This window comes from Trichocoleus sp. Lan, from assembly GCF_039961855.1.
In the GTDB taxonomy this organism is placed as follows: Bacteria; Cyanobacteriota; Cyanobacteriia; order Cyanobacteriales; family FACHB-T130; genus FACHB-T130.
In genome coordinates this window covers 19,952-42,394 of record NZ_JAMPKA010000005.1, presented here as the reverse complement: position 1 = coordinate 42,394, position 22,443 = coordinate 19,952, and the positions used below count along the sequence as shown (strand labels likewise).

General features: G+C 44.5%; 22 protein-coding genes. 12 read left to right on the top strand and 10 right to left on the bottom strand.

Features of this window, described 5'->3' with window-relative positions; translation table 11 throughout:
• Nucleotides 1-29 precede the first annotated feature (29 nt).
• The 5 genes from NDA03_RS06075 to NDA03_RS06055 all read right to left on the bottom strand — a co-directional run bounded on the left by NDA03_RS06075 (nucleotide 30) and on the right by NDA03_RS06055 (nucleotide 7,231).
• Nucleotides 30-1,172, bottom strand: coding sequence for a DUF4145 domain-containing protein (locus NDA03_RS06075; protein WP_348237576.1), 1,143 nt, complete (start codon nucleotides 1,170-1,172; stop codon nucleotides 30-32).
• Nucleotides 1,173-1,218: 46 nt separating this feature from the next.
• Entirely contained in the window at nucleotides 1,219-3,897 is a 2,679-nt protein-coding gene (locus NDA03_RS06070) for a type I restriction-modification enzyme R subunit C-terminal domain-containing protein (RefSeq protein WP_348237575.1), read from the bottom strand.
• Nucleotides 3,898-4,038: 141 nt separating this feature from the next.
• Nucleotides 4,039-4,557 carry a TniQ family protein gene (locus NDA03_RS06065; protein WP_348237574.1) on the bottom strand — a complete coding sequence of 173 codons (519 nt, stop codon included), beginning with the start codon at nucleotides 4,555-4,557 and terminating at the stop codon, nucleotides 4,039-4,041.
• Nucleotides 4,557-5,393, bottom strand: coding sequence for a TniB family NTP-binding protein (locus tag NDA03_RS06060; protein WP_348237573.1), 837 nt, complete (start codon nucleotides 5,391-5,393; stop codon nucleotides 4,557-4,559). Before NDA03_RS06060 ends, NDA03_RS06065 begins: the two co-directional genes overlap by 1 nt.
• A 95-nt stretch (nucleotides 5,394-5,488) precedes the next feature.
• Complete coding sequence (locus NDA03_RS06055; RefSeq protein WP_348237572.1) at nucleotides 5,489-7,231, bottom strand: Mu transposase C-terminal domain-containing protein; 1,743 nt, start codon at nucleotides 7,229-7,231, stop codon at nucleotides 5,489-5,491.
• 520 nt (nucleotides 7,232-7,751) lie between these two features.
• Here NDA03_RS06055 and NDA03_RS06050 point away from each other — a divergent pair.
• Nucleotides 7,752-7,934 (top strand): hypothetical protein, encoded by a 183-nt coding sequence (locus NDA03_RS06050; RefSeq protein WP_190428142.1) that lies wholly within the window; start codon nucleotides 7,752-7,754, stop codon nucleotides 7,932-7,934.
• Nucleotides 7,935-7,952: 18 nt separating this feature from the next.
• A complete protein-coding gene (locus NDA03_RS06045) occupies nucleotides 7,953-9,230 on the top strand; it encodes a family 10 glycosylhydrolase (RefSeq protein WP_348237570.1) in 1,278 nt (425 codons plus the stop codon).
• Nucleotides 9,231-9,519: 289 nt separating this feature from the next.
• Here NDA03_RS06045 and NDA03_RS06040 read toward each other — a convergent pair whose 3' ends face one another.
• On the bottom strand, nucleotides 9,520-9,741 hold the full coding sequence (locus NDA03_RS06040; protein ID WP_190412909.1) for a hypothetical protein: 222 nt from the start codon (nucleotides 9,739-9,741) through the stop codon (nucleotides 9,520-9,522).
• Between the two features lie 48 nt (nucleotides 9,742-9,789).
• Here NDA03_RS06040 and NDA03_RS06035 point away from each other — a divergent pair, with 48 nt between their 5' ends.
• The 3 genes from NDA03_RS06035 (at nucleotide 9,790) to NDA03_RS06025 (ending at nucleotide 12,312) form a co-directional block, all read left to right on the top strand.
• Nucleotides 9,790-10,686, top strand: a complete 897-nt coding sequence (locus NDA03_RS06035; protein WP_190536272.1) for an AraC family transcriptional regulator — start codon at nucleotides 9,790-9,792, stop codon at nucleotides 10,684-10,686.
• Between the two features lie 121 nt (nucleotides 10,687-10,807).
• Nucleotides 10,808-11,293: a cytochrome b6-f complex subunit IV gene (gene petD / locus NDA03_RS06030; protein ID WP_190429071.1), complete on the top strand. Its 486-nt coding sequence runs from the start codon at nucleotides 10,808-10,810 to the stop codon at nucleotides 11,291-11,293.
• A gap of 245 nt (nucleotides 11,294-11,538) precedes the next feature.
• A complete protein-coding gene (locus NDA03_RS06025) occupies nucleotides 11,539-12,312 on the top strand; it encodes an EcsC family protein (protein WP_348237569.1) in 774 nt (257 codons plus the stop codon).
• 113 nt (nucleotides 12,313-12,425) lie between these two features.
• Here the strand turns inward: NDA03_RS06025 and NDA03_RS06020 are convergent, their stop codons facing one another.
• A complete protein-coding gene (locus NDA03_RS06020; protein ID WP_348237568.1) occupies nucleotides 12,426-13,127 on the bottom strand; it encodes a Crp/Fnr family transcriptional regulator in 702 nt (233 codons plus the stop codon).
• Between the two features lie 329 nt (nucleotides 13,128-13,456).
• Here NDA03_RS06020 and NDA03_RS06015 point away from each other — a divergent pair, with 329 nt between their 5' ends.
• The 4 genes from NDA03_RS06015 (at nucleotide 13,457) to NDA03_RS06000 (ending at nucleotide 16,521) form a co-directional block, all read left to right on the top strand.
• On the top strand, nucleotides 13,457-14,191 hold the full coding sequence (locus NDA03_RS06015) for a glutathione peroxidase (RefSeq protein ID WP_348237567.1): 735 nt from the start codon (nucleotides 13,457-13,459) through the stop codon (nucleotides 14,189-14,191).
• A gap of 245 nt (nucleotides 14,192-14,436) precedes the next feature.
• Nucleotides 14,437-15,579 carry a class I SAM-dependent methyltransferase gene (locus NDA03_RS06010; protein WP_190985996.1) on the top strand — a complete coding sequence of 381 codons (1,143 nt, stop codon included), beginning with the start codon at nucleotides 14,437-14,439 and terminating at the stop codon, nucleotides 15,577-15,579.
• 237 nt (nucleotides 15,580-15,816) lie between these two features.
• Nucleotides 15,817-16,101, top strand: a complete 285-nt coding sequence (locus tag NDA03_RS06005) for a hypothetical protein (RefSeq protein ID WP_348237566.1) — start codon at nucleotides 15,817-15,819, stop codon at nucleotides 16,099-16,101.
• A gap of 78 nt (nucleotides 16,102-16,179) precedes the next feature.
• Entirely contained in the window at nucleotides 16,180-16,521 is a 342-nt protein-coding gene (locus NDA03_RS06000) for a hypothetical protein (RefSeq protein ID WP_190412888.1), read from the top strand.
• 123 nt (nucleotides 16,522-16,644) lie between these two features.
• Here the strand turns inward: NDA03_RS06000 and NDA03_RS05995 are convergent, their stop codons facing one another.
• The gene (locus NDA03_RS05995; RefSeq protein WP_190536276.1) at nucleotides 16,645-17,277 is read right to left on the bottom strand and encodes a D-Ala-D-Ala carboxypeptidase family metallohydrolase; all 633 of its coding nucleotides are present in this window, start codon (nucleotides 17,275-17,277) and stop codon (nucleotides 16,645-16,647) included.
• A gap of 123 nt (nucleotides 17,278-17,400) precedes the next feature.
• Nucleotides 17,401-18,840, bottom strand: a complete 1,440-nt coding sequence (locus tag NDA03_RS05990; RefSeq protein ID WP_190412674.1) for a radical SAM protein — start codon at nucleotides 18,838-18,840, stop codon at nucleotides 17,401-17,403.
• Between the two features lie 109 nt (nucleotides 18,841-18,949).
• On the opposite strand from NDA03_RS05990, the gene NDA03_RS05985 reads away from it, so the two are divergent.
• From NDA03_RS05985 to NDA03_RS05975, 3 genes are all read left to right on the top strand, one after another.
• A complete protein-coding gene (locus tag NDA03_RS05985; protein ID WP_190412673.1) occupies nucleotides 18,950-19,420 on the top strand; it encodes an ABA4-like family protein in 471 nt (156 codons plus the stop codon).
• Nucleotides 19,421-19,545: 125 nt separating this feature from the next.
• Nucleotides 19,546-20,232 carry an ROK family protein gene (locus NDA03_RS05980; protein WP_190528509.1) on the top strand — a complete coding sequence of 229 codons (687 nt, stop codon included), beginning with the start codon at nucleotides 19,546-19,548 and terminating at the stop codon, nucleotides 20,230-20,232.
• 79 nt (nucleotides 20,233-20,311) lie between these two features.
• The gene (locus NDA03_RS05975; RefSeq protein ID WP_348237565.1) at nucleotides 20,312-21,820 is read left to right on the top strand and encodes a TldD/PmbA family protein; all 1,509 of its coding nucleotides are present in this window, start codon (nucleotides 20,312-20,314) and stop codon (nucleotides 21,818-21,820) included.
• Between the two features lie 137 nt (nucleotides 21,821-21,957).
• On the opposite strand, the gene NDA03_RS05970 is transcribed toward NDA03_RS05975, so the two are convergent.
• Nucleotides 21,958-22,443 carry a hypothetical protein gene (locus NDA03_RS05970; protein ID WP_348237563.1) on the bottom strand — a complete coding sequence of 162 codons (486 nt, stop codon included), beginning with the start codon at nucleotides 22,441-22,443 and terminating at the stop codon, nucleotides 21,958-21,960.

Here is a 22,443-nt window from a genome sequence, read left to right as displayed (position 1 = left end):
AATAAAGTTTTCTGATTAGGAATCTTAAGTTAAGATGTAGCTCCAGTAGGAGAGCTGGAATTCTCATCATACATATCAACAAAAGTAGAAATAGCTCCGTATCCTAATTTTTCTAAAGCCAAAGCAGCTTTAAGTGGAACGTCTCCTTGAGATTCATTTTCCTTGTTGCTTTTAAGAGCTTTAAATAAAGCATTGGCTATGTCTTGATTTTCTAAACCCATATCTCCTAAAATAGTGGCAGCCGCAGCACGCACAGTCTTATTGGAATGACTTTCAAGTACATTAATTACTTCTGCAACTGCCTTCAATCCTATTTTTTTAAGGCAAGTTTGGACATTTGGGATAAATTTGCTATTTTCTAGCAGCCTTAGCAAGACAGGTAATACGGTTTCAATATTTATACCCCTTTTCGCTAAAGTTGTAGCTGCATAGTAACGCACAGACTCATCACTATCATTCAACGCTTTTATCAATGTTTCGATCTGTTCATTTGTAATTTCATCTTGAGGAGAAGGCGGTGGAAGCATTGTACCTTGACGCTTCATAAATTCGTTGAACTTATAGTCAAAATCGATACAATACTCAACTAATGCATAGGTAAAATCTAAAATATCTTGAACATCTTCTTTAATAAATTTCGTGTCTGTATGTACTGCTTGATTACCAAAAATCCTCAAAACTGTAGCCCAATGATATAACTTTTTATCTATTACTTCATCATTTTTCATCTTCTCAATTTTTTGCATTAACGAAAAATTTTCTATCGACACAAAATAAGTACACAACAGCTCTATTGTCTTCCTGCACATAACTACACTTGCTGACAATAAATCTGCTTTAAAACAAACTACAGCTTCTCTATATGTGTCTCTAATGCCCTGCGCTTCCGGAGAAGAATCGGCAAATTCCTTAGGTAATGGGTATAAAAAATTTGTTATAGTGACCGCCTTATCTGAATTTGAAAATATCTCCTTATACTTATGATTTTGAATTATGTTAAATTCTTCGCAATTAGGACATAGCAGAATACGAATAGTCAATTCTTCAAAATCATAAACTATATTCATTTTCCTACTAGATTTGCCCTCAGAGATAATCTTCATTAAAGTTTTGTTTCCACAATGTCCACAAAGGATTGTATCAGTAGTTAACTTAGAATTTTGCTTACTCATTTTATGATTCCTACTGTTGTGTCCTAATATAAGTTTTGGTTAGCTTCTAAGCCGCGATCGCAGCATTAATCTCATTTACTAATACATCCAGTTGACCTTGAAAGACCTTTTTAGCCTTCCCCTTGCCGCCTTTGTTGGCAAAAATCGGAAAATCCTCAAAATCATCTATCTCAACCGTGAGATTCTGCACCAGATGCTCTCGGATATAACCTAGCCACTTCAACTGCTCTTCATTAAAAGACTTGCCAGCCATCACCACTTGCATTGCTCTGTCTACTCGCTCCGCCGCTGTATAAATTGGCTCCTCAGCACGGGCAGCACGTTTCACCATCGAGATGATGTCAGCCAGAGTCTTATTATGTACCAACTGATGTGCCCTCTGAAGCTCCTGCTCTCGAAACTGGTTTCGCACCAACTTCTCCCGGAGTTCGTTGAGTGCCTCAGTTTTCCAGTCTCTAGGGCGTTCTAGTAAAATTGCGATCGCTTCTATCTGCTCAGGATTTTCCTGCACAAAACGGCAGAAGCTGTCTAGATAGTCCTCTGGTTTTTGCCCCCTAATTATCACCTCAGAGGAGACATCATCCTCCTGCTCATCAGCGATAAAAAAACTCTGTTTAGCTCTAGGGTAGTTTTCCAACAAATCTTGGAAGCCCTTATCTTGCAGCAAGTTGAGCGTATTCGTAAACTCTCGCTCCATCCTTTGTGTCAATTCACTTGCAAACCTGCCCATATCCCCATCCGGGATATAATCAGCAAACTGCCGTCGTGCCTCATCACTCATTCCCCGGTCAATCCGTCGCAAACGCTTAACCAGAGATTTAACGTTGTAATCTCGGTCAACATTTTGGTAAATCTTATTAATGACCTGCCCAACTGGTACTGGGTCTTTACGGGGTGGCTCTATCTTTAAATCAGTCGTGTTGGCAAAGTATTCAATCAGAGTCCCTCCGAAGCAATCAAAGATTTTAAAGTGAGTTTTCTTAATCTCATCACACAGGCGAGTGCCCCTACCTAGCATCTGCACCCAGAGAATCCGAGATTTCACCGGACGCATAAACACAATAAATTCCAGACTGGGGATGTCTACTCCCGTACTGAGCATATCGACAGTGACCGCCACCTTGGGTTGAGGACGATTGCGAAACTCCCGAATCTTTTGCAGCGGTCGGTCTACACTGGGACTACCCGTGATTTTCTGAACAAAATCATCCCCCCGCCCAAACACTTCTTTACAGATGCCAACAATCTGGTCGGCATGGGATATGTGGGGCAAATCATTGACCGCAAAAATCAGGATTCTGGGAAAACGCCCCGTTTCCTGCTCGTGTTTATAGGCATACTCGGCAATATCTTTAATGATTTTGCGGTTGCTATCGGGTACAGTAATTTTGCGCTCAACATCGGTCGTAGAAAACTCCCGCTCATCTTCTAACTCGTCGTAAATCTCCTGCCCTGTCTCTGTATCAATGACCCTAACCTGTTCCCCTTCCCGCAGAAAGGCTCCATTCATCCGAATCTCTGAATAGATGTAAATCGGTTCATAGTCAACCAACCAGCCCTGTGCGATCGCCTCTTCAGTGGTGTAACGGTAGACTACCTCTTTAAACAAGGACAGGGTATGCACTGCCGGAGTTGCCGTCAGTCCAATCTTGATGGCATCAAAGTAGTCGAGAGTACTGCGCCAAGCACTTGTCTCTTTGGCGGTATATCCCCGGTGGCACTCATCGGCAATGATTAAATCAAAAGCGTGGATGGGAATATCCAGTTTTTCCGCATCGCTTTCATCATCAATATCACCATCTTCGGAAGCATCAACACTCGCTTCACCAAACAAGTTGATAGTCATCCGTTGGATAGTGGAAACATAAACAAAGGTATGAATAGCTTGGGGCGCTGTTAGATAGGAACTTGGCAACACTTGAGGGTCAAACGGTTCATCATCACTAAAGTCCTCCCGACGAAACCGCTGGCTATAGACCTCGTATTCTTGATTAAACTTATTCCCCCTCACTGTATTGAACGAGGCAAACGTCCTCACCGCCTGCGCTGCCAAAGCTCTCCGGTCAACCAGGAACAGAATCCGCTTGGCTACCTTAGCTTCCAGCAACCGATAAATCTGGGCAACCGTGAGAAAGGTTTTCCCGGTTCCCGTCGCCATTGCCACTAGCATGGCGCGTTTACCTTTGACGAGGGCATCTTCAGTGGCAGCGATCGCATTTTCCTGGTAGGGGCGAAGCCTCTCAATTAGATTGATCGGAGTATTCTGCAACCGAGTGTAGCTGGCAGCTTGGTCATGCTCAAACAGTTCCGTTAAGGCATCCGCCGTGTGAAGATTCGCAATCTTACGGAAGATATTCTGTTCGCCTCTGACATCCAGGAAATAAATAATTTCTCCATTCGTAGAGTAGAGAAAAGGAACTCGGTAGCCTCGCCAATTCCCAGTCCCATCAAACGCTGTCCGCGAGTACCGTTTTGCCTGTTCCAGAACATTTTGTGCGCCGACTGACACTTTTTTGGCTTCAATAACCCCCAAAAATCGCCCTTTCACAAACAGGGCATAATCAGCAGGTCCACTGGCTGTAGGGTATTCCTCAACCGCATGGCATTGAAGTGCGGAAGTATCCAACCCATGTCGATACTTGATAATCTCCCACTGGGGATTGAGCGACCTAAGCTTGGTGTTAATCCTCTGCTGCCTGGTCTTCCACTCAGGTTCTTTGCTCATTTGTGCCTACATCTGTAAAGCTGGAAGTTAAAAGCGATCGTGCTACTACTCCCTTAGTGTTCCCACCAACCAAGTCGTAAATCACTTCTAACTACTTTGGCATTACAGTTGATTTTCGGCAGGAGATATGCATACCTACTCTCAAGCAAAGTCTGCTCTACGGGACTTCTGTCGTTTCGCCATCTTTGCGAAAGGCAAAAAACAATGCGGACATTCACCGTGTACCCACAACGCCGGAACCGGGAACGGTGTTTCACAGTTGATGCATTTTGCTAACAAACGCAACTGATGGCGATCGCACCCCCATCGCTCCTTAAACTGCCACTCAAGCCGATGATAGGGGTTCTCCCCATAACAAGCTGCACATAAACGAATCGGTTTAGGCTGCATTACCACACCCTGCGAGGGCAGCATTTGATACAGCCGTTCAATCTCCACCCCCACTATAGAGGCTAAAGCCTCTAACTCTTGCTTTGTAGGAAAGGGATTCAAGTAAAACTTTTCCCATCGCCCGACAACCCAACCAATTCCTGCCAGTTTACCTAATTCCCCAGGAGTCAAATAATTATCCCGGCGAAAGCGCCCTAAAAAATGGCTGATACTTTCGCCTTCTAAAGGTTCTAATTGGAAAAACCAAGGTTTATCCTCAACTGTTTCCACTACTCAAATCGCTCCAGCACTTCATGCAATGTAGCTTTATCAATAGATTTCAACCCTTTCTTTAAAGATAAAATTGCTGCTTTTCTGATTACTTTATCTAGTAAACCAAGTTTACCTACTGTTTTTGCATACAAAGGCTTTAAAGTTTCTTCTCTGTTAAGATTCGATGGCACTGGTAAGTCAGCAATCTCCCGTTCCCATATTTCTACGATCTTGGGGAATTTCTTTTCCGAAATGACATCAAAACGGTAACACTCTATGAAGCGATCGTGAATATACTCATTTCGCTTGATTAAATTATCTAGTCCATCCGTACCTACAAGAATAATCGAAATCTTTAACAGATCGTAAATACGGGCAATTTCGCTGAACGTATTCAGCTTAAGGAAATTGGCTTCATCAATAATAATCATCTCCACCTGAGATTCTTTCAGAACCCGTTGAACCCTTTTTCTAAGTTCGGTTACTTTCCCCGTAGTTGCACCATACTTAAGAAGTTCAAGAATTAATCCTAATAATTCTCCTACGGAACAATCTCCAGGAGCTTGCAAATACAAAACGGGTACAATATCTCGCCTACCTGGTTTTTTCTGTGGCTTATTTAGCAACCTGTAAACATCGCAAGTAATAGACTTACCTGCTCGCGGAGGAGCCACAATTCGCCCTGGCTGTTTCGATAGGCGCTGCATATCCAACCATTCATGGATCTGTTGCATATGTTCCAGTTCTACAACGATTGGAGTAATTAATCGCTTAATTAATGGTTGCAATTCCTCAGCAATTGGCTCATCACCCCATAACTTTTGCACCCATTTCTGCAAATTAGTATCTGTCATTATCAGTATTGTCTTTTTTTTAAATCTTAAACAACAGGAATCTCGTTAAAATAAATTTTGATATTTGTGGCCAAGGAATACCCAAGGGTTTAAAACTATTCATCGTAATCTCTACTGAGTTGGTCGAGGTTAAAGACTCTAGGACGTTGCGGTTGAGTTTCAGGCTGTGTTTCGGAAGATTCCACCGCTTCTAATTGAATGTTTTTAGGTGACTCGTAAATAGGATGCACCTGAGCTTGTTCTGATTTTTTGCGTTCCGGTCGGCTTTTTTTCTTTTGCTTGATGAAAACATCCCGCTCACGGACTTCTGCCAAGATAGATTTATTATTAATGTCTTTCCCTGCCTTACGCAGTTTACGACTAGCCGCTTTATTATCTTCAAAAGAAAGTTGCTCCGTTTCTAAATCTAGAGCATGGGCAGCGGCTAGAAATACATCTTTCCCCCTCTCCGAACGGTATACCCAAACGGTGGTGATATCTCTAGGGTCAAATCGGAGGATTACAGTTTCGCCAGCGTAGACTGGCAGGCTATCACCCCGATACATGATATTTTCAAAGCTTAAATACCCACCTTTATAGATACTGCGACGAGTTTTTTTCATCAGGCAGATATCTAATTCCCGCTCCTTAATTACAGGTGGCAAAGGAGGCAATCCTGCATCCCACCGTTCAAAACGAGTCTGATCTTTTGTTCTGGCATCAATGCGCTGATTGTAGTTATCAACGATGTAGCGCACCAATAGCAGATGTATTTCCCGTAGCGTTACGCAAGCTTCTTCCTCAGCTTTCTCTGAGCGTTCTTGCACGTTTGAGCCTAAATATCCGTAGAACCCGGCTAGAAAATCAGTATTAATTGTCCCAAATCCCCGTTCTTCTATACCCCCTTCAGAAGGGCGATCGCGCAAATGGCACTCAAAGCCAAGTTCAAAAGCAATTTGCTTCAAATGCTCCGAACGAAAATCCTTGCCACCATCAGTGAACAAGTTTTCTGGAATGCCATAAGTTCCCCACTCACAATGAAGATTAAATTCAGAACTATAGTGCTTGGGTAAAATTGCATGCCGCAAAGCTAAGGCAACAACTTGAGAACTCGGTGCATCGAAACCTAAATGAATGCCCATGATGCAGCGAGAATAACTGTCGGTGATTTTGCTTAGCCAAGGACGAGCCAAAGGTTCACCATATTGGTCCACCAACATGATGTCTAATTTTGTATGATCGCACTGCCAGACATGATTGCTATGCCGCACGTCCAGAGTTTGCCCATCGCGGGTCTTATGGGATACTCTTGAACCTCGCCACCCAATATTTCGTATCTTCTGTTTCTGTTCTTGTCGCTCAATTATAGGATTAAGAACCCTATACACACTCATGTGGCTAGGGTATTTCTCCAAACCCAGCTGCTCCGCTCTAGCTTGTACCCTAATTGCCACCTGAGCCGGAGTCATCTTTTTACTACCTTTATTCCCCTCCTTAAAGGTTTTAATAATGAAATCTTGCCAGTCAGGATCAATTCGGTAATTGCCTTTATCGGAGCGCTCGGTGTCAGTAATTGCCGATAAACCTTCTTGCTGATACTTCTTAACGAGTCGCTGTACTGTCCGAACCGTTTTTCCCAGTTTGTCCGCTGCTTCCTTCAGTTTTTGCCCATAGGTTTTGCGATCGCATGGTGCAATCAGGCTTTGAATCACTTCCATCCTGAACTTTGCTTCGTCTGACAGTTCAGTTGCGATCGCAATTTCTTCTGTTACTTCTTTCTGTTGGATTTCTTCTCGGTCATTGTCCTCGTCAGAAAGAAAAGATTCAACACCAGGATCTATCAGTGGCATTTCTTCCATAGTTGGGCTTCTATGTCAAGGCGTGAATTAGTAGTGGTGTAGCATCGCTGAGTTTAAGAGCGACGAGAGCTAGGTATCAGCTATTCTGGTTCTCGTCCTACAGAGGTCAAGAAGTGAATAGACCTAATACACAGCGCGATTTAGTACATTTGTATTAATCACTTAATTAATATAATACTTGTTTATTTCCAAAAAGCGACACTTTATTTGTTAAGGAATGTAGAAAATTTGGAAAAGGTAAATTTCAAAGAAGCGACATCTAAATTGTTAATTATTTAAATAACGACAAATAAATTGTTAAAATTGATTTTGGAGGAAAACACATTAAAAATGGCTAAAGCCTTTGAAGGGTAAAGGTTTTAGCCATGATAAATTCGGCGACAATAATTTGTTAAGACGACAAATAATGTGTTAATCGACATATTTTGTCAATTAACACATTATTTGTCGTCGTTAACAGATTAATGTCGTTTAACGACGTTGTAAACCAATTCGTGTCATTTAATTAATTCTGACAACGATGAACGCAGTCTTAGGACAGGTTGTTGGTTTTCGTCGCCGCAGTGATGCGGAATTAAGCGATCGCGAAGTGAAGTACCTTGATATACCACCATTCTCTCTAAATTCTTCGTTCCGCGCTTCCAGAGTATCGGTTAATACAAGCAAGCCTCAATTGAGTCAAGAGAGTTACTCTCCGAGTTGAACAATCACCCTTGTTATCATGCCACCTAAAAAAGAAAATAATGGATGTGGATGTGCGAGTATTCCATTTTCATTAATCATCGTTTTGTTTGGGGTTGGTTATTGGGGTTTTAGGCAGCTAGATCGTCTAGATATCAGCCAATTTTTGCCTAATAATCAACAAAATAATCAACAACCAACAACTCCTATTTTGACCCCTGCGCCTAGCCAGGGTGTAACGGTTGTCAAATCGCCCCTTCCACAAGCAATTCCGACTGGCACACCAACAACAAAGCCACAAGTTATACCATTACCTGTTACAAATTCGCCCCTTCCGCAAGCGACTCCGGCTGGCACACCAACAACCAAACCACAAGTTTCAGCATTACCCGTAACCCCCAAAAATTCACCATCACCTCAAAATCCTTGGGAGAAGAAGAAAATAAGGGGAATTTATTTAAGTCGATATCAAGTAACTAATAATGCTAACGAAAGAACGATTCGCGAACGAGTTCGTTATTACCGCTCTCAAGGAATCAATACAATTATTCATGGAGTGTGGGGGAATGGTTGCACGATGTATAACAGTGAGGTGATGCAGCAAACCCTCGGATATAAAAGTTGTCCTAACCAATTTCAAGATCGATGGTTAGATTGGCTGATTGATGAGGCGCACAAGCAGGGAATGCAAGTTCACGCCTATTTTGAGAAAGGCATTAAAATTGACAAAAATAGCCCAATTTTTGACTTGGCAATTTCTAAACGATGGATTGTGCCTGGGGTAGATAAAACCTACGCTGGCATCGATCACTACTTACTGGATGTGGAACTCCCAGAAGTTGCTAATTTCTTCAAAAAGATATCAGTAGAATTTGTCAAAAAGTATCCCAATATCGATGCGGTTCAGTGGGATGATTACCTTGGTTATCATGCTGAATTACCCGGAAAAGTCGATCGCACCGCCCATTTGACTAATTTTGTGCGGCAAATGAGAGCTGATCTGAAGAAAGCTAACCCCACGGTTAGTTTCGATCTTTGCCATCATAATCCTTATTGGGGTAAACGTTATTTTGCGGCTGATTGGCAGAATTGGAATGTCGATCGAGTTTTCATTCAAATTTATAACGATGCTAACTTCAACCAAGAGCTAGATTATGCCGAAAAGTATGAGGGAGTAGCTATCTCAGACAAGCAGATGTATCGCTTAAAAGAACTGGTTAACAACCCTAAAATTAAGAGTATTTTAGTGTTTCCATCCTCTGGAAAACCAGAAGAGACTGCTGCTCTTCTCAAAAATGCTATTTCAGTCACTAAGTAGGGCAATGATTTCCGCAGTTTGCCTCTAACTTCTTGACGATACATGATTGAATAATTTAAGCTTTCTCAGCAGCCCCAAAACGGAAAACTGAGAGAATGTTTACCTAACGCCTGCTTCCAATGGTTCTGTAACTGTGAAAAGTAACGTAAGAAGCAGGTGCGAGCGCCCTTCTTTCTGCCCAAGGATGATTGCGGATCTTCAATAATTTTAGGCCTAGAAGGACGCGATCGCATCTTTCTATAAATGTTTCAAAACGTGTGGGCAGAAGCCCACCATACAACAAAACTAGCTATTTCTTCCAGGGGAGTTTAGTCCCCATTTCAGTCAGCGCCGAGAAGATGAGATAGAAGACGAGTACGCCAACACCGGCAAGAAAAAGAACGATATCGTTGTCCATTCTGATAGCAGGGTAAATAGTAAGTACCAGAATCAATAATCGCAAAAAAGGTAACTCTAATAACTGCTTTAAGCTTTTCTTTTCACGGATAAAGTGTCCCGGTGTCACATTCATTCGGTTAACCCCATAAACTAAGGATAGCCATGCAAAGCTATACCAGTCATGCCAGAAGCTCAACTACCGAATATCGATCTCACACAAGAAAAAGTTTGGAAGCAGCTTGTCCTCAACGCACCTTTACTCTCAAGTAACACTTCTGCTTGGTCAGGTATTCACTTCGCGTATCATCGGCAGTCTGCTCACGAACTTCCGGAATGTTGCTTTGCCCAGCATATTATCACTATCTGTGTTGGGCAATTCGAGATAAGGCTAAAAAGAAATGGACACTGGCAAAGTGAGTACTATACAGAAGATGATGTTGGCATTTTTCCGGCAAATCAATCAGATTTAATCGCTAAATGCGATCGCAAAGCTGAGTTTATTAATCTTTATCTTGAACCAGCAACATTTGCTCGTGTTGCGTATGAATCAGTGGATGCAGATCGAGTAGAGATAGTGCCGCAATTCAAAGTACACGATCCGCTGATTCAGCAAATTGGTTTATCACTGAAAACTGAACTTGAATCAGGTGGAGTAGATAGTCGTCTGTACGCTGAGTCTATGGCAACTGCTCTCTCGGCTCATTTGCTACAGCGATACTCTGTCAAGAGATCGCTCATGTCAGACTACACCGGAGGATTACCTCTTCACAAGTTAAGAGAAGCGATCGCTTACATCAACGACTATTTAGATCAAGACTTGATGTTGGCTGAAATTGCCGCCACCGTTCAGATGAGTCCACATTACTTTGCCAGCTTGTTCAAACAATCTACCGGATTTGCACCGCATCAATATGTAACCAAATGTCGGATTGAGAAAGCTAAATTGCTGCTAGCTAGGCAAGAGTTGACAATTGCAGAAATACTTCAGCAAGTAGGTTTTAAGAGTCAGAGCCACTTTACCAGAGTTTTTCGTCAATATACTACAACTACGCCAAAAGCCTATAGGGACGCTCTCTAAGATTTTTGGAAGATTAGAACATTTTCAGAAGAATAGGCAAGACAGCAATATCAAGCGATCGCTAAACTGAACAGCCATAAGCAAATAACTCGCTTTACATGGCAGCAGTGGAGTTTGTGATATGACAGGAATCAAGAAGAAACCCGATCTGAGCGATCCAAAACTGCGGGCAAAGCTAGCTCAAGGGATGGGGCATAACTACTATGGAGAACCAGCTTGGCCTAACGATCTGCTTTATATTTTTCCAGTAGTGATTTTAGGAACCATTGCATTGTGTGTAGGGCTGGCAGTTCTCGATCCAGCGATGGTAGGAGAACCGGCAAATCCTTTTGCGACTCCTCAAGAGATTTTGCCAGAGTGGTATCTCTACCCAACGTTTCAAATATTTCGCGTTGTTCCTAACAAACTATTGGGAGTTGTACTCAATGCTTCGATTCCCTTGGGCTTAATCGTAATTCCTTTCATCGAAAACGTTAACAAGTTCCAAAACCCATTCCGTCGCCCAGTTGCCACAGTTGTTTTCTTAGTGGGTACCTTAGTTACACTCTGGCTAGGAATTGGTGCTACTTTACCGATTGACAAATCCCTGACTTTGGGTTTGTTCTAAAGGTGCTGAAGCGTGGCAGTTATTTCAAAGCGATCGCCTCCAGCACCGAAATCTAGCAGAGAAAACGCGATCGCTTATTGTTCTAAACTTCCAAAGACTGGTATCTGTAAAAAACTGAGCGATGAGACTGGGTACTGAATTTCAGACTTTTAGAAGATTCAATCACTATCAGAGGATAGAGGCTACGGAGTCTTTGCCTTTTATAAAGTAGGTTTCAGTCTAAAGTTTAAAAGTCACCAAAATCTATGGCAGCACCAGGCAAAGAAGGTTCCAGCACCGACCCAATGAGTGAAGCGATCGCTACAGCAATTCAGTTTGCTAAATTGGCTTCTGATACATTGCAGTCAACTGCTGAAAACGTTAATAGCACGACTACTGCTGTAGGAGAAACGGTTGGATCTGCGGCTGTGCGCTTCGTGGAGCAGGGAACGGAAAACGTAGGCAAAATCGTCACCCCAATCGCTGAAAATCCAGTCGTGAAGTTTGCTGCCAAGGTTCCAGGCATCAATTGGTTAACGACTGCATTGGGTCAAGTTGATGCCCAAAAAGCTCAGAATGAGGTAAACAAGCTCCGACAAGAATATCCTCTAGAAAGCTCTGAGCAGCTTGCTCACCGAATTATTGTGGACACCTCCCTGAAAGGCGGGGGAGTTGGATTACTCACTAACTTCGTGCCTCCGATAGCGCTCACTCTGTTTGCAGTCGATGTGGCAGCGGTTACAGCGCTTCAAGCAGAGATGATCTACCGCATTGCGGCTGCATACGGTTTTCCGTTAGAAGATCCAACTCGACGAGGCGAAGTTCTAGCCATTTTCGGTTTGTCTGTTGGCGGTTCTGGAGTCCTGAAAGTTGGACTAGGCTTTATCGAACTCTTGCCTGTAATCGGTGCTGTGGTTGGAGCGTCGAATAACGCTGCATTGCTTTACTCGCTGGGATCTGTCGCCTGTCGATTCTACGAAGCGAAAAGAAAGTTCAAAGCTCAAGCTGAGGGAAATGGTGTTGGGAGTATTGCTAGCTAGTTCCTAAAAGCGCTTGTTCAGTAAAGAAGAAAAGGTTTCATGACTCTCTTGGTTGGGCGATCGCAAAATAGCTACCAACTCTAGATTGGGCAAACTTCACCCTTACTTATTCGTTACTCGTTAATCATGCCAGAAGCGATCGCTGCTAATTTCTGTGCATCATGCACCGTAATTTTTCCACCGCGACTGTAAGCCATAACTGGCTTCAAACTTTTAAATAGTCGCACGCACTCCTCATAGGTAATACCAATACTGCGAGCCATTTGATAATAAGAAAGCTTCTCCTTCAAACACTGACCTTCTGCCACTGGAGACATACCATATCGAGTTGCAGAATACTGAATCAATCTAGCTAAGCGCACAATTGCCCGCTCAGAAACCAATCCATGCACCGTTTCATGGAGTTGTTGCAGCCTAGAATTGAAAACCATCAGCATTCGTAAGGCAATTTCCGGGGTTTGCTGAATCGCTTCTAGCAGCGCATCTCGTTTTACGGTCAGAATCTGAGAATCACACTCAGCAGTCACGGTTGCTGGAGCAATTCCATCACCCAATAAGGCGGGAGCCGCAAAGATTTCCCCTGGTGGCAAAGTACGGAGAATGGTTTCCTTGCCGGTTATTGCCGTTTTAACGACTTGTAAGGAGCCGCTCAGGAGAGCATATAGCTTTGCAGGAAGGCGATCGCCTTCCTGCATGACAATCTCTGTTTGGCTGTAGTTCTGCACTTGCGTGTGGGGTTGTAAACGCTCTAATTCTGGCAAAGTTAAATCTACAAAAACCAAAATCCGAGAAAGTTGTTCGACCGTTGCCTGCATTTTTTCTGGGCTTTAAGAAGACGATAAGACGACAAGAAAATCATGGGAGCATTCCCACCCAATGTATACGCCATGTATACGCCCACACCCTTCAGGGCGGGGCTGGCGCGTCCAAAGGCTGCTGGGAGCCTGAAGAATTTTAGCCTGCCCAGAGCAGGCTTCGTTTATGTAGCCCCACGCTTCAGAGCCAGGTTGCCCAGTTTTACCCAATTTTTCTCTAGCTATGAAAGCGGGTTAAAAAAGTCTTTGCCTTGACAAGCTGTAGTCATAATGAGTACGCTTAGTAGAAGTTCATCATTCGGATCGCTTGTAGTCAAGGAGTGAAATTCATGTTTCCTAATCGAGAAGGACAAAAAGTTCCCAACGTCACCTTCCGTACTCGCCGTGACAACGAGTGGGTGAATGTGACGACTAACGACTTATTTGCTGGGAAGACAGTGGTTGTTTTCTCGCTACCGGGTGCTTTTACTCCGACGTGTTCATCAACCCATCTCCCTGGCTACAACGAGTTGGCTAAGGTCTTTCATGAAAATGGCGTTGATGACATTCTCTGTATTTCCGTCAATGATGCCTTTGTGATGAATGAATGGGCTAAATCCCAAGAAGCAGAGAATCTAACTCTGCTTCCCGATGGGAATGGTGAATTCACCGAAGGCATGGGAATGCTGGTTGATAAAGCTGAGTTAGGGTTTGGGAAGCGGTCGTGGCGTTATTCCATGCTGGTGAAGGATCGCACGATTGAAAAGATGTTTATTGAGCCAGTTGTGGAGGGAGACCCCTTTGAGGTGTCTGATGCCCAGACAATGCTCAACTATATCAATCCTGAGGCAGCAAAGCCTCAGATCGTTTCCCTGTTCACAAAAGTAGGTTGTCCTTTCTGCTCTCGTGCAAAGGTGATGCTGAAGGAGCAGGGGTTGGATTACGAAGAAATTGTCTTAGGCAAAGAAATTACTACTCGTTCTTTACGGGCTGTCACAGGCGGAACAACGGTTCCCCAAGTATTTATTGATGGCAAGTTGATTGGGGGTTCTGAGAAGCTAGAAGCTTACCTCAGTGCTAGATAGAAGAAGGCAAAAAACAGCCAGTCACCTCAAGTAAGCGATTCTGTCCTTAACTGAGTCCTTAACTGAGGAAAGAGCGATCGCTTCTAGATTTTGTCCTAGGCGCGATCGCTCTCGCATTTATGTTGGTTAGCGATCGCTTCGGGAAGAGTAACGTGATGTGAATGCGAGGGTTTACCTACAGCAAAACCCCTGAAAGCTAACGATAACTTGTTAGAGTAAACAATAAGGGGTTAGGAAATTAGGATATGGATACACAATTCCAACACCGGATGTTACCTCAAGCGACCCATGACGAGTTAGCACGCCAAAACTTTGTCAATAGCTTAAAAGGCTACCTGACCAGTCAGATTACCCCAGGAAATAAAGCAATTTACGAGAAGCGGCTTAAACCGCAGTTTGAGCAGGAGCATCAGCGATCGCCTCAAGATCGGCATGAAGTTCGCCGTCTGATGCAGCACGAACCCTATTACCGAATGTGGGGTGCATTGCGGCGTACCACTCAAGAAATGATGTGGGATTCAGTCAATACTAGCGTCGATCGGCAGCTTGCCGATTTGATTGAGCAGGCGCAGGACAAGGTTACCCCTTTGGGTTCTTTAACCTTAAATGCAGATTTAAAAATACCCGCCTATCACACCGCAGTCGATATTCACTGTATGCCGGGTGGATACCACAGCGAATATACCGAAAACGACATCGCAGCAGGGGCTGTCTACGATCGCGGTGTTTACGTTTATGTAATGGGTCGTCTAGGGCCAATGAATGACGACTTAGGGCAGTCTGTGGTTCGCAATTACCTACAGCCGCAGCATCCCAACTTCCGTCCTCGAAAAATTCTCGACATCGGATGTTCCGTCGGTCACAGCACGCTTCCTTACGTGGATGCTTACCCAGAAGCTGAAGTTTATGCGATTGATGTAGCGGCACCGATGCTGCGGTACGCTCATGCAAGAGCGGAGGCTTTGGGTAAGCGAGTACACTTCTCGCAGCAGAATGGTGAGTCTACAGATTTCCCCGATGAGTCGTTCGATCTGATCGTCTCCCATATTTTGTTGCACGAAGCATCGCCACCAGCGATCGCGAATATTCTGCGCGAATGCTATCGACTATTAGCACCGGGTGGACTGATGGTTCATGTGGAAGCTCCCCTTTATCAAAACATGGAACCCTACAGCGCCTTCATGTTTGATTGGGAAACGCAAAATAACAACGAACCTTGGTGGAGTGCCATGCGCGATCTAGACTTGGTAGCGCTGACTAGCCAAGCTGGTTTTGAAGCAGATAAAATTACCCCAACTGTTGCTGCTACAGGTGGCTGGAAAGGCACATCCCAAGGAGGCGGTTTTGGCAGTCGGGGCAATTGGTTTCTCTTGGTTGCCAGTAAATAAGTCACCAGTGATTAGCGATCGGTCATCAGTGATGAGTGAGTAACGACTGACTAAAGACTCGTCATGAGACTTCTGGTAAAAATCATTAGATGGTTGATTTGATTGGGTAAAAAAGAAGGAAAAAATAGTTAATTTAACCTTTCCCCGACTTCTATAAAAAGTCTATTTCCAGCATTTTTTACCCATTTGTCAAAAACGACGAAATACAAATAAAGTTATTCAAGAGAATTTGTAGTAATGGCAAAAAAAGCTAGGGGAAAAAAACCTATTTATTTTGAAAATCCCGAAAGCGACAAGTTACTGGCAATGGTTTTGGCGCTAACTGGGGAAGTCTCTGTCCTACACGAACGTCTCGATACAGTTGAACGGTTGGCTCAAACAAAAGGTCTGATTTCGATTGAAGAAATTGAGAATTACCAGCCAAGTGAGCAGGTAGAACAAGAGAGAGAACAGTGGCGACAAGCCTATCTCGATCGAATTCTACGGGTTGTCAAAGAGCAACTGGATACATTAACTGAATAAGCAGAATATAAAAGTCACAAATCCTAAATTTATAGATTGAGATTGAGCAGATTTAAACTTGTTCCAGGTATCTTGATGATGAAACGTTGGTTGAACTGGGTTGTATTTGGCACTAGCCTACTGGTGACGCTGCCGCTAGGAGCGATCGCTTCTGCTCAAAGTGTCATTAACAAAGCCACTTGCACCTACAATGGCAAGCCACTTTACGGCAAAATAAAAATTGTTGAAAGCTTGCCAGATATCAAGGTAAAAATTGTCTCATCCTCCCCGGATTTAATCGTCGAACCTGTCACCGCTTTTCCCCAACGGTGCGGTCAGTGGCAATTTGTTGAATCTTTCCCCGATCTCAAGGTGCAGATTGTCGAGAATTTTCCCGATATCCAGATTCAGTTTGTCAATAGCTTTCCTGGTGTTCGGTAAGAAACTAACGCGACGTGCAACTTTCTGTATTTCTGCCTCCCTTGCCAGGGGAGGTTAAGAAAAAGTCGCACACCGCGTAAACTAAGAATTCAAAATTGAGGCTTTTTAATTTTTAATTGTTCCCTAGCCTGGATATTGTGCTTGCCAGCGACGTTGGGGACCCATGTCTAGATGCAGCATATAGGGCACATACATATAGGTCGCTAAACCGCCTTCCCACCAATCCAGCATCTTTGCGAGCTGTCGCCCGGTGTAGCCCTCCACCCTGAAATCAACAGCCCCGCCCGTCATCGGCTGATTTTTGGACGCGCCATGAACCTTAGCCCCAAAGGGTTTGTGATGATACCAACTGGTGATCAGGAAAGGCTTACCAATCTGGTCTCTGGCAACTTGTAGCTGCTTGGCAAGAGCGATAATATTCTCCACGACTTCTAGATTTTCGGGGAGATGGCGATCGCCATTAGGAATCGCGTCTGCCCACGTCAAGTCACCACCCGCAATGATCGGATCGTTCAGATGAATTTCTGACGAAGACGAATAGGTTGCCAAAGCCAACGGTTGACTACTTTTGAGTGTCAGTTTCTCCATCGCTTCCGGGGCAAGATCGGGGCTAGGGCCATTTAATAAAGCTTGGTGAAACTTCTCTAACTGCTCTGGGTGATTATCTTTGAACCATTGCTCAAGCTCATCAATCGCATGATTTTGATGCTCTAAATTCTGATAAAACTTAAAGGCATTTGTTAGTTTGAACTCCATCTCGGTCGATCCCTCCAGCGGGCAATTCCCTAAATACCAGCCTACCGCGCAACCTGTACCACTATTCTCTTGTTTCCCATCTGTAGGTCAGGGAAAACCCGCTCTGGAAGATTATAGAGACTTTTATAAAACTGGCATCTGCTCTTGTAGAACAGCTGCCTCCTCCTTAAGAGGTAACTTTTCTCGGGGTTGCGGGGATGGATGAGCGCCAAAACTGGTTAAAACACTTTCCAAAGTTGGCAGGCATTGAGTGACCTTTTTCGCCCGAATGATCCCGTCCCAAACTGGCTCCAACTTCTTCCACGCCCCAGCATAGACCAAATGCCGCATCCGGTCAGACCAACGATCCTTAGCCCAAGCACCTTGGAAAATATTACTCCAACGATAAAAATCTCGATACGCTTGCCAGTAGCCTGCCTCTAGCACCTCCGGTGTCATCTTAGTTGGCTTGTAGACAACATGACGAGTATCGTATAAATCCCAGTTGGAATGAGTAATTCGTCCCTGCGCTGCCATGCGTTTGTACAAAGCAGTATCGGGATAAGGCGTCAAAATGTGAAACGTGGCAGTTTCCAATCCCTGTTGCACCGCCCATTCTACCGTGCGCGCAAACACGGTTTCATCATCGTCATCCATGCCAAAAACGAAGCTAGCATTCACCATCACGCCCAAATCCCGCAAACGGCGAATCGCAGCGCTGTAATCTCGATTGAGATTTTGATATTTATGCTGTTCTTTGAGATTCGTCGGGTTAAGGGTTTCAAAGCCAACAAACAAGCTGCGTAAGCCACATTCAACTGCTTTTTCCAACAATCCCGGCTGCAAGATAGATTGTACCGTTGCGGCTGCTTGCCACACGCGCCCCATCCCCTTCATCCCCTCAAACAACGCGGCGGCGAATTCAGCGTTGCCAAACAGATGATCGTCGAGAAAATAAAGATGATGCCCTGGTAGCCGCTCAATCTCAGCCAGTGCATCGTCTACAGGTTGCGTGTAGAAAGATTTGCCGCCTTTAAAGAAAGCTTCTTTGTAGCAAAAATCGCAGGTGTGAGGACAACCCCGCGAAACGACAATGGAGTTCGGAATTAAGTACAGATGGCGCTTAATTAAATCGCGGCGAATGGGAGGAACGCCGAGGAGCGATCGCAGTTTCGACTGATACACTTTACCAGGATGACCTGCCCGGAAATCCTGGAGAAATTCAGGCCAGGTATCTTCACCAGGACCTAGGAAAATTGTATCCGCATGAGTCGCAGCTTCTTCTGGAAGGGAGGTAACGTGCAATCCACCCAGACAAATGTATGCGCCTTTTTTACGGTAGTGGTCGGCTAATTCGTAAGCTCGGTAAGCTGAGGTGATATAAACCTGAATCACCACCAAATCTGGCTCATCATCTAAATCCAGTCGCTCAACGTGTTCGTCTTGCAGGATAATTTCATCATCTTCGCTGAAAAAACTGGCAATCGTCGCTAATCCCAGTGGCGGAAACAGTGAATATTTAATCGGTCGCCAATGGGGGCTGAGTGCTTCAGTCAAAGCCGGTAAAATCATCTTGACCTTCATTCAGAAAGCTCCTGCGACGATTGGATTGGGTTTCTGGGCACCGATTCTAACCGGCAATGTGCTTAACAGTCGCTTACGATGACGATAGTCAGGTTAATTCTTCATATCTATGACAATTACTCAATTATTCAACGGCGCGAATCTGTTTGTTCTGCCTTTCTGGGCGCTAATGATTTTTCTACCCAACTGGGGCGTGACGAAACGGGTGATGGAATCTTATCTCCCCTTCGTAGCTTTAGCAGCTTTATACGTGTATTGGTTTTTTACATCCATTACACCGGAATCTGCTCAAGCAATGTCCAATCCTCAGCTCGCTGATATTGCTCAATTCTTTGCAGACGAGAAAGCTGCTGCGATTGGGTGGGTTCATTTTCTGGTAATGGATTTATTCGTCGGTCGCTATATCTACTGGGAAGGACAGCGTACTGGTGTCTGGACAATCCACTCGCTGGTGTTGTGCTTATTTGCAGGGCCAATGGGACTGTTGTCTCATATTTTGACAAAGTGGGTGACAAATAAATTTTTCTTTCCAACTGGAACCGATTCCGTAGCTGCCTCGACTCCAACTTCACAGGCGTAAGAGAATTTTGGATTTTGGATTACAATCTAGCGGTGTAAAAAGGTTAGTTTTAACATTTGCACGAGTCGTAAATTGTCAATCTAAAATTCGCAATCAATTCATTATCAAATAGAGAGAATAGATGTATGCGTACCCTAGCGGTTGACATTGGCGGCAGTGGCATCAAGGTGATAGTCTTAGACGAAGCTGGAGAGCCACAGACCGAACGTAGTCGAGTAGAGACTCCAGCTCCAGCCAAACCGGAGCCTGTGATTGATGCGATCGCAAGTCTTGCTGCTGGAGCCGGTGAATTTGACCGCGTATCAGTAGGTTTTCCAGGTGTTGTGCGCGACGGGGTGACGAAAACGGCGGTTAATCTAACTCCAGAGTGGATTGGATTCGATCTGGCAACCGTGCTGAGCGATCGCTTGGGCAAGCCGGTGCGGGTGGCAAATGATGCCGATATTCAGGGAATGGGGGCAATTTCCGGCAAGGGTGTTGAGTTGGTCATTACCCTTGGCACCGGCTTTGGTTCCGCCTTGTTTGTAGACGGGAAACTGGTACCCAATCTGGAACTGGGTCATCATCCGTTTCGCAAAGGGGAAACCTACGAAGAGCAGATGGGGCGTGCTGCTTTGGATAAAGTCGGTAAGGAAAAATGGAATAATCGTCTAGAAAAAGCGCTCGCATCTCTTCAACATTTGTTTAATTACGATTCTCTTTATATCGGCGGCGGCGAAGCGAAAAAAATCGCGTTTGAGTTACCGTCAAACACGAAAATCGTGCCCAATGTGACAGGTTTATTGGGTGGAATTGCTTTATGGCGGGATTAGAATGAATTAGAAATGTAAAATTAAAAAAGAGTCTTTTTGCATTTAATTTTACATTTTTAGTTTTTAATTGGAGATCGCTATGGTACAAGCTCCTGCACCCATTTCTGAGGTTAAAACCCCAGGCTATACGACTGAATTGAGCGAACTCGCGATCGACCTGATTCGGAAAGCCGGGTGCGAGTACGGAGATTTTCGATTCTGCACCTACCGAACTCAGAATCTTTATGCACGCGATCGCTCTTTGAGCAATTTGTCAGACAATGTCAATTCTGGTTTTGGGGTGCGGGTGCTGCTAGATGGCGCTTGGGGTTTCGCTGCCAGCCATAACAAAACTCCGGCAGAAGTTGCCAGAATTGTTGCCTTAGCGGTAGACATCGCCAAAGCCAGTCGCCTTTCCCAACTAACGCGGGTGCAGTTAGTTCCTGTTGAAGCGCACCGGGATACTTACATCACTCCGATCCAGATTGACCCCTTTACGGTGCCAATTGCTGAAAAGGCAGAACTGCTGCTGAATGTGAACGAGCAGTTGTTGAATTATGGCGATCGCGGCATCAAAAAAGCCTATTCTTACCTCAGCTTCAGCCGCGAAGACAAAACCTTCGCTTCTACAGAAGGCTCTCTCATTTACCAAACAATCTACCGTAGCTATCCGGGATTTGGCTGTACAGCGATCGCCAATGGCGATGCTCAAAGCCGCAGCTACGAACGCCCACCCTTGAACATCGGTTATGAGCATATCGATCAGTCAGATATCCTTAGCCAAGTCGAGCGGGTTGCCGAAGAAGCGATTGAGAAAGTTCACGCGCCTGTTGGCCCTTCTGGGATTCGTTCTGCATTAATTCTCAAGCCGACTAACTTGTTTTTGACCATTCACGAATCAGTCGGACATCCTACAGAACTCGATCGCGTGTACGGCTACGAATCCAACTTTGCAGGCACTAGCTTTGCGACGACTGATAAATTGGGCAAACTGCAATATGCCGCACCTTGGGTGAATTTTAAATGCGATCGCACTCAGCCGGGAGGACGCAGTACCGCAGGCTACGACGATGAAGGAGTTGCCTCACAAGATTGGTACGTTGTTAAGGATGGTACTTTAGTAGACTATCTAACAGACCGCGAAACTGCCCATCGACTCGGACGCCCCAGCAGTAACGGTTGCGCCTATGCTGATAGTTGGTCAAGCGTGCCGATGGTTCGCATTCCTAATTTAGGGCTAGAACCAGGACCAGAGGGAGGCAGCCACACCGCTACTTTAGCCGAGATGATTGCTAACACCGAAGACGGGATTTTAATTGACGGAATTGGCAGTTTCTCCATCGATCAACAGCGTCGCAATTTCCAATTCGGCGGCGATGCCTTCTGGAAAGTCGAGAAAGGCAAAGTGGTAGGAATGCTCAAAAATGTCACCTACCATTCCATGACGACTGATTTTTGGAATAGTATTGACGCCATTGGCCCAGCTTCAGAATGGATGCAGTGCGGTGCCAACAACTGCGGCAAAGGCGAACCGATCCAAATTGCCCAAATGACTCACGCCTGCGTACCCGTGCGAGTGCGAAATATTCAGATTGGTAGTTCCTCGTGATTTGAAATGGAGATGCGATCGCATCCCTATCATCTTCAATTTCTAAGGCGATCGCTATCTTCCTACAGAAAAAGTAGATTATTTTTTCTAATTTTAGATAATTTAACAGCAAAATTCCCGAAAACTCTGCCAATAATTTAAGAATTTTCCTCTGAATGAATCGGTGCTAGCGATCTTTCAGAACGAGCTATATTATTAATTTCTGGAATAGCAGATAAAACTGCTGAGATAAATTTTTGAAATAAACGCTTAAATTCCTCTGGTGCGATCGCATCCAGCATCCAATGATGAACTGCCACCAGCAGATCGCTATCGCCGACAACTGCGATCGCAAAACTCAGGCTAGAAACTTGTTCGGCATAAAATTGCCTGTGCAACAAAGCGTCTAAAAATTCTCGGCTTAGTTGACCCTGAATCGCTGCTAAAGGTGATAATAAAGTAAAATATTCACCCGTTTTTGCCATTCTTATTTCTATCTGCAACTGTCCTCCCGACAACTTAACGATTGAAGGAGGCAAGGGGAGCGAAATAGTGCAGCCACCCGATTCATCTAAAATTAATTTAGATGAATTATCTGGTTTACTTATTGCTGCTAAACCAGCATTTACATCGTCTTTCAGCAA

What these genes read in the sequence shown, in the direction of transcription:
- NDA03_RS06075 (WP_348237576.1), bottom strand. Translation starts at nt 1,172, where the DNA reads ATGAGTAAGCAAAATTCTAAGTTAACTACTGATACAATCCTTTGTGGA.
- NDA03_RS06070 (WP_348237575.1), bottom strand. Translation starts at nt 3,897, where the DNA reads ATGAGCAAAGAACCTGAGTGGAAGACCAGGCAGCAGAGGATTAACACC.
- NDA03_RS06060 (WP_348237573.1), bottom strand. Translation starts at nt 5,393, where the DNA reads ATGACAGATACTAATTTGCAGAAATGGGTGCAAAAGTTATGGGGTGAT.
- NDA03_RS06055 (WP_348237572.1), bottom strand. Translation starts at nt 7,231, where the DNA reads ATGGAAGAAATGCCACTGATAGATCCTGGTGTTGAATCTTTTCTTTCT.
- NDA03_RS06050 (WP_190428142.1), top strand. Translation starts at nt 7,752, where the DNA reads ATGAACGCAGTCTTAGGACAGGTTGTTGGTTTTCGTCGCCGCAGTGAT.
- NDA03_RS06045 (WP_348237570.1), top strand. Translation starts at nt 7,953, where the DNA reads ATGCCACCTAAAAAAGAAAATAATGGATGTGGATGTGCGAGTATTCCA.
- NDA03_RS06040 (WP_190412909.1), bottom strand. Translation starts at nt 9,741, where the DNA reads ATGAATGTGACACCGGGACACTTTATCCGTGAAAAGAAAAGCTTAAAG.
- NDA03_RS06035 (WP_190536272.1), top strand. Translation starts at nt 9,790, where the DNA reads ATGCCAGAAGCTCAACTACCGAATATCGATCTCACACAAGAAAAAGTT.
- petD (WP_190429071.1), top strand. Translation starts at nt 10,808, where the DNA reads ATGACAGGAATCAAGAAGAAACCCGATCTGAGCGATCCAAAACTGCGG.
- NDA03_RS06025 (WP_348237569.1), top strand. Translation starts at nt 11,539, where the DNA reads ATGGCAGCACCAGGCAAAGAAGGTTCCAGCACCGACCCAATGAGTGAA.
- NDA03_RS06020 (WP_348237568.1), bottom strand. Translation starts at nt 13,127, where the DNA reads ATGCAGGCAACGGTCGAACAACTTTCTCGGATTTTGGTTTTTGTAGAT.
- NDA03_RS06015 (WP_348237567.1), top strand. Translation starts at nt 13,457, where the DNA reads ATGTTTCCTAATCGAGAAGGACAAAAAGTTCCCAACGTCACCTTCCGT.
- NDA03_RS06010 (WP_190985996.1), top strand. Translation starts at nt 14,437, where the DNA reads ATGGATACACAATTCCAACACCGGATGTTACCTCAAGCGACCCATGAC.
- NDA03_RS06005 (WP_348237566.1), top strand. Translation starts at nt 15,817, where the DNA reads ATGGCAAAAAAAGCTAGGGGAAAAAAACCTATTTATTTTGAAAATCCC.
- NDA03_RS06000 (WP_190412888.1), top strand. Translation starts at nt 16,180, where the DNA reads ATGAAACGTTGGTTGAACTGGGTTGTATTTGGCACTAGCCTACTGGTG.
- NDA03_RS05995 (WP_190536276.1), bottom strand. Translation starts at nt 17,277, where the DNA reads ATGGAGTTCAAACTAACAAATGCCTTTAAGTTTTATCAGAATTTAGAG.
- NDA03_RS05990 (WP_190412674.1), bottom strand. Translation starts at nt 18,840, where the DNA reads ATGAAGGTCAAGATGATTTTACCGGCTTTGACTGAAGCACTCAGCCCC.
- NDA03_RS05985 (WP_190412673.1), top strand. Translation starts at nt 18,950, where the DNA reads ATGACAATTACTCAATTATTCAACGGCGCGAATCTGTTTGTTCTGCCT.
- NDA03_RS05980 (WP_190528509.1), top strand. Translation starts at nt 19,546, where the DNA reads ATGCGTACCCTAGCGGTTGACATTGGCGGCAGTGGCATCAAGGTGATA.
- NDA03_RS05975 (WP_348237565.1), top strand. Translation starts at nt 20,312, where the DNA reads ATGGTACAAGCTCCTGCACCCATTTCTGAGGTTAAAACCCCAGGCTAT.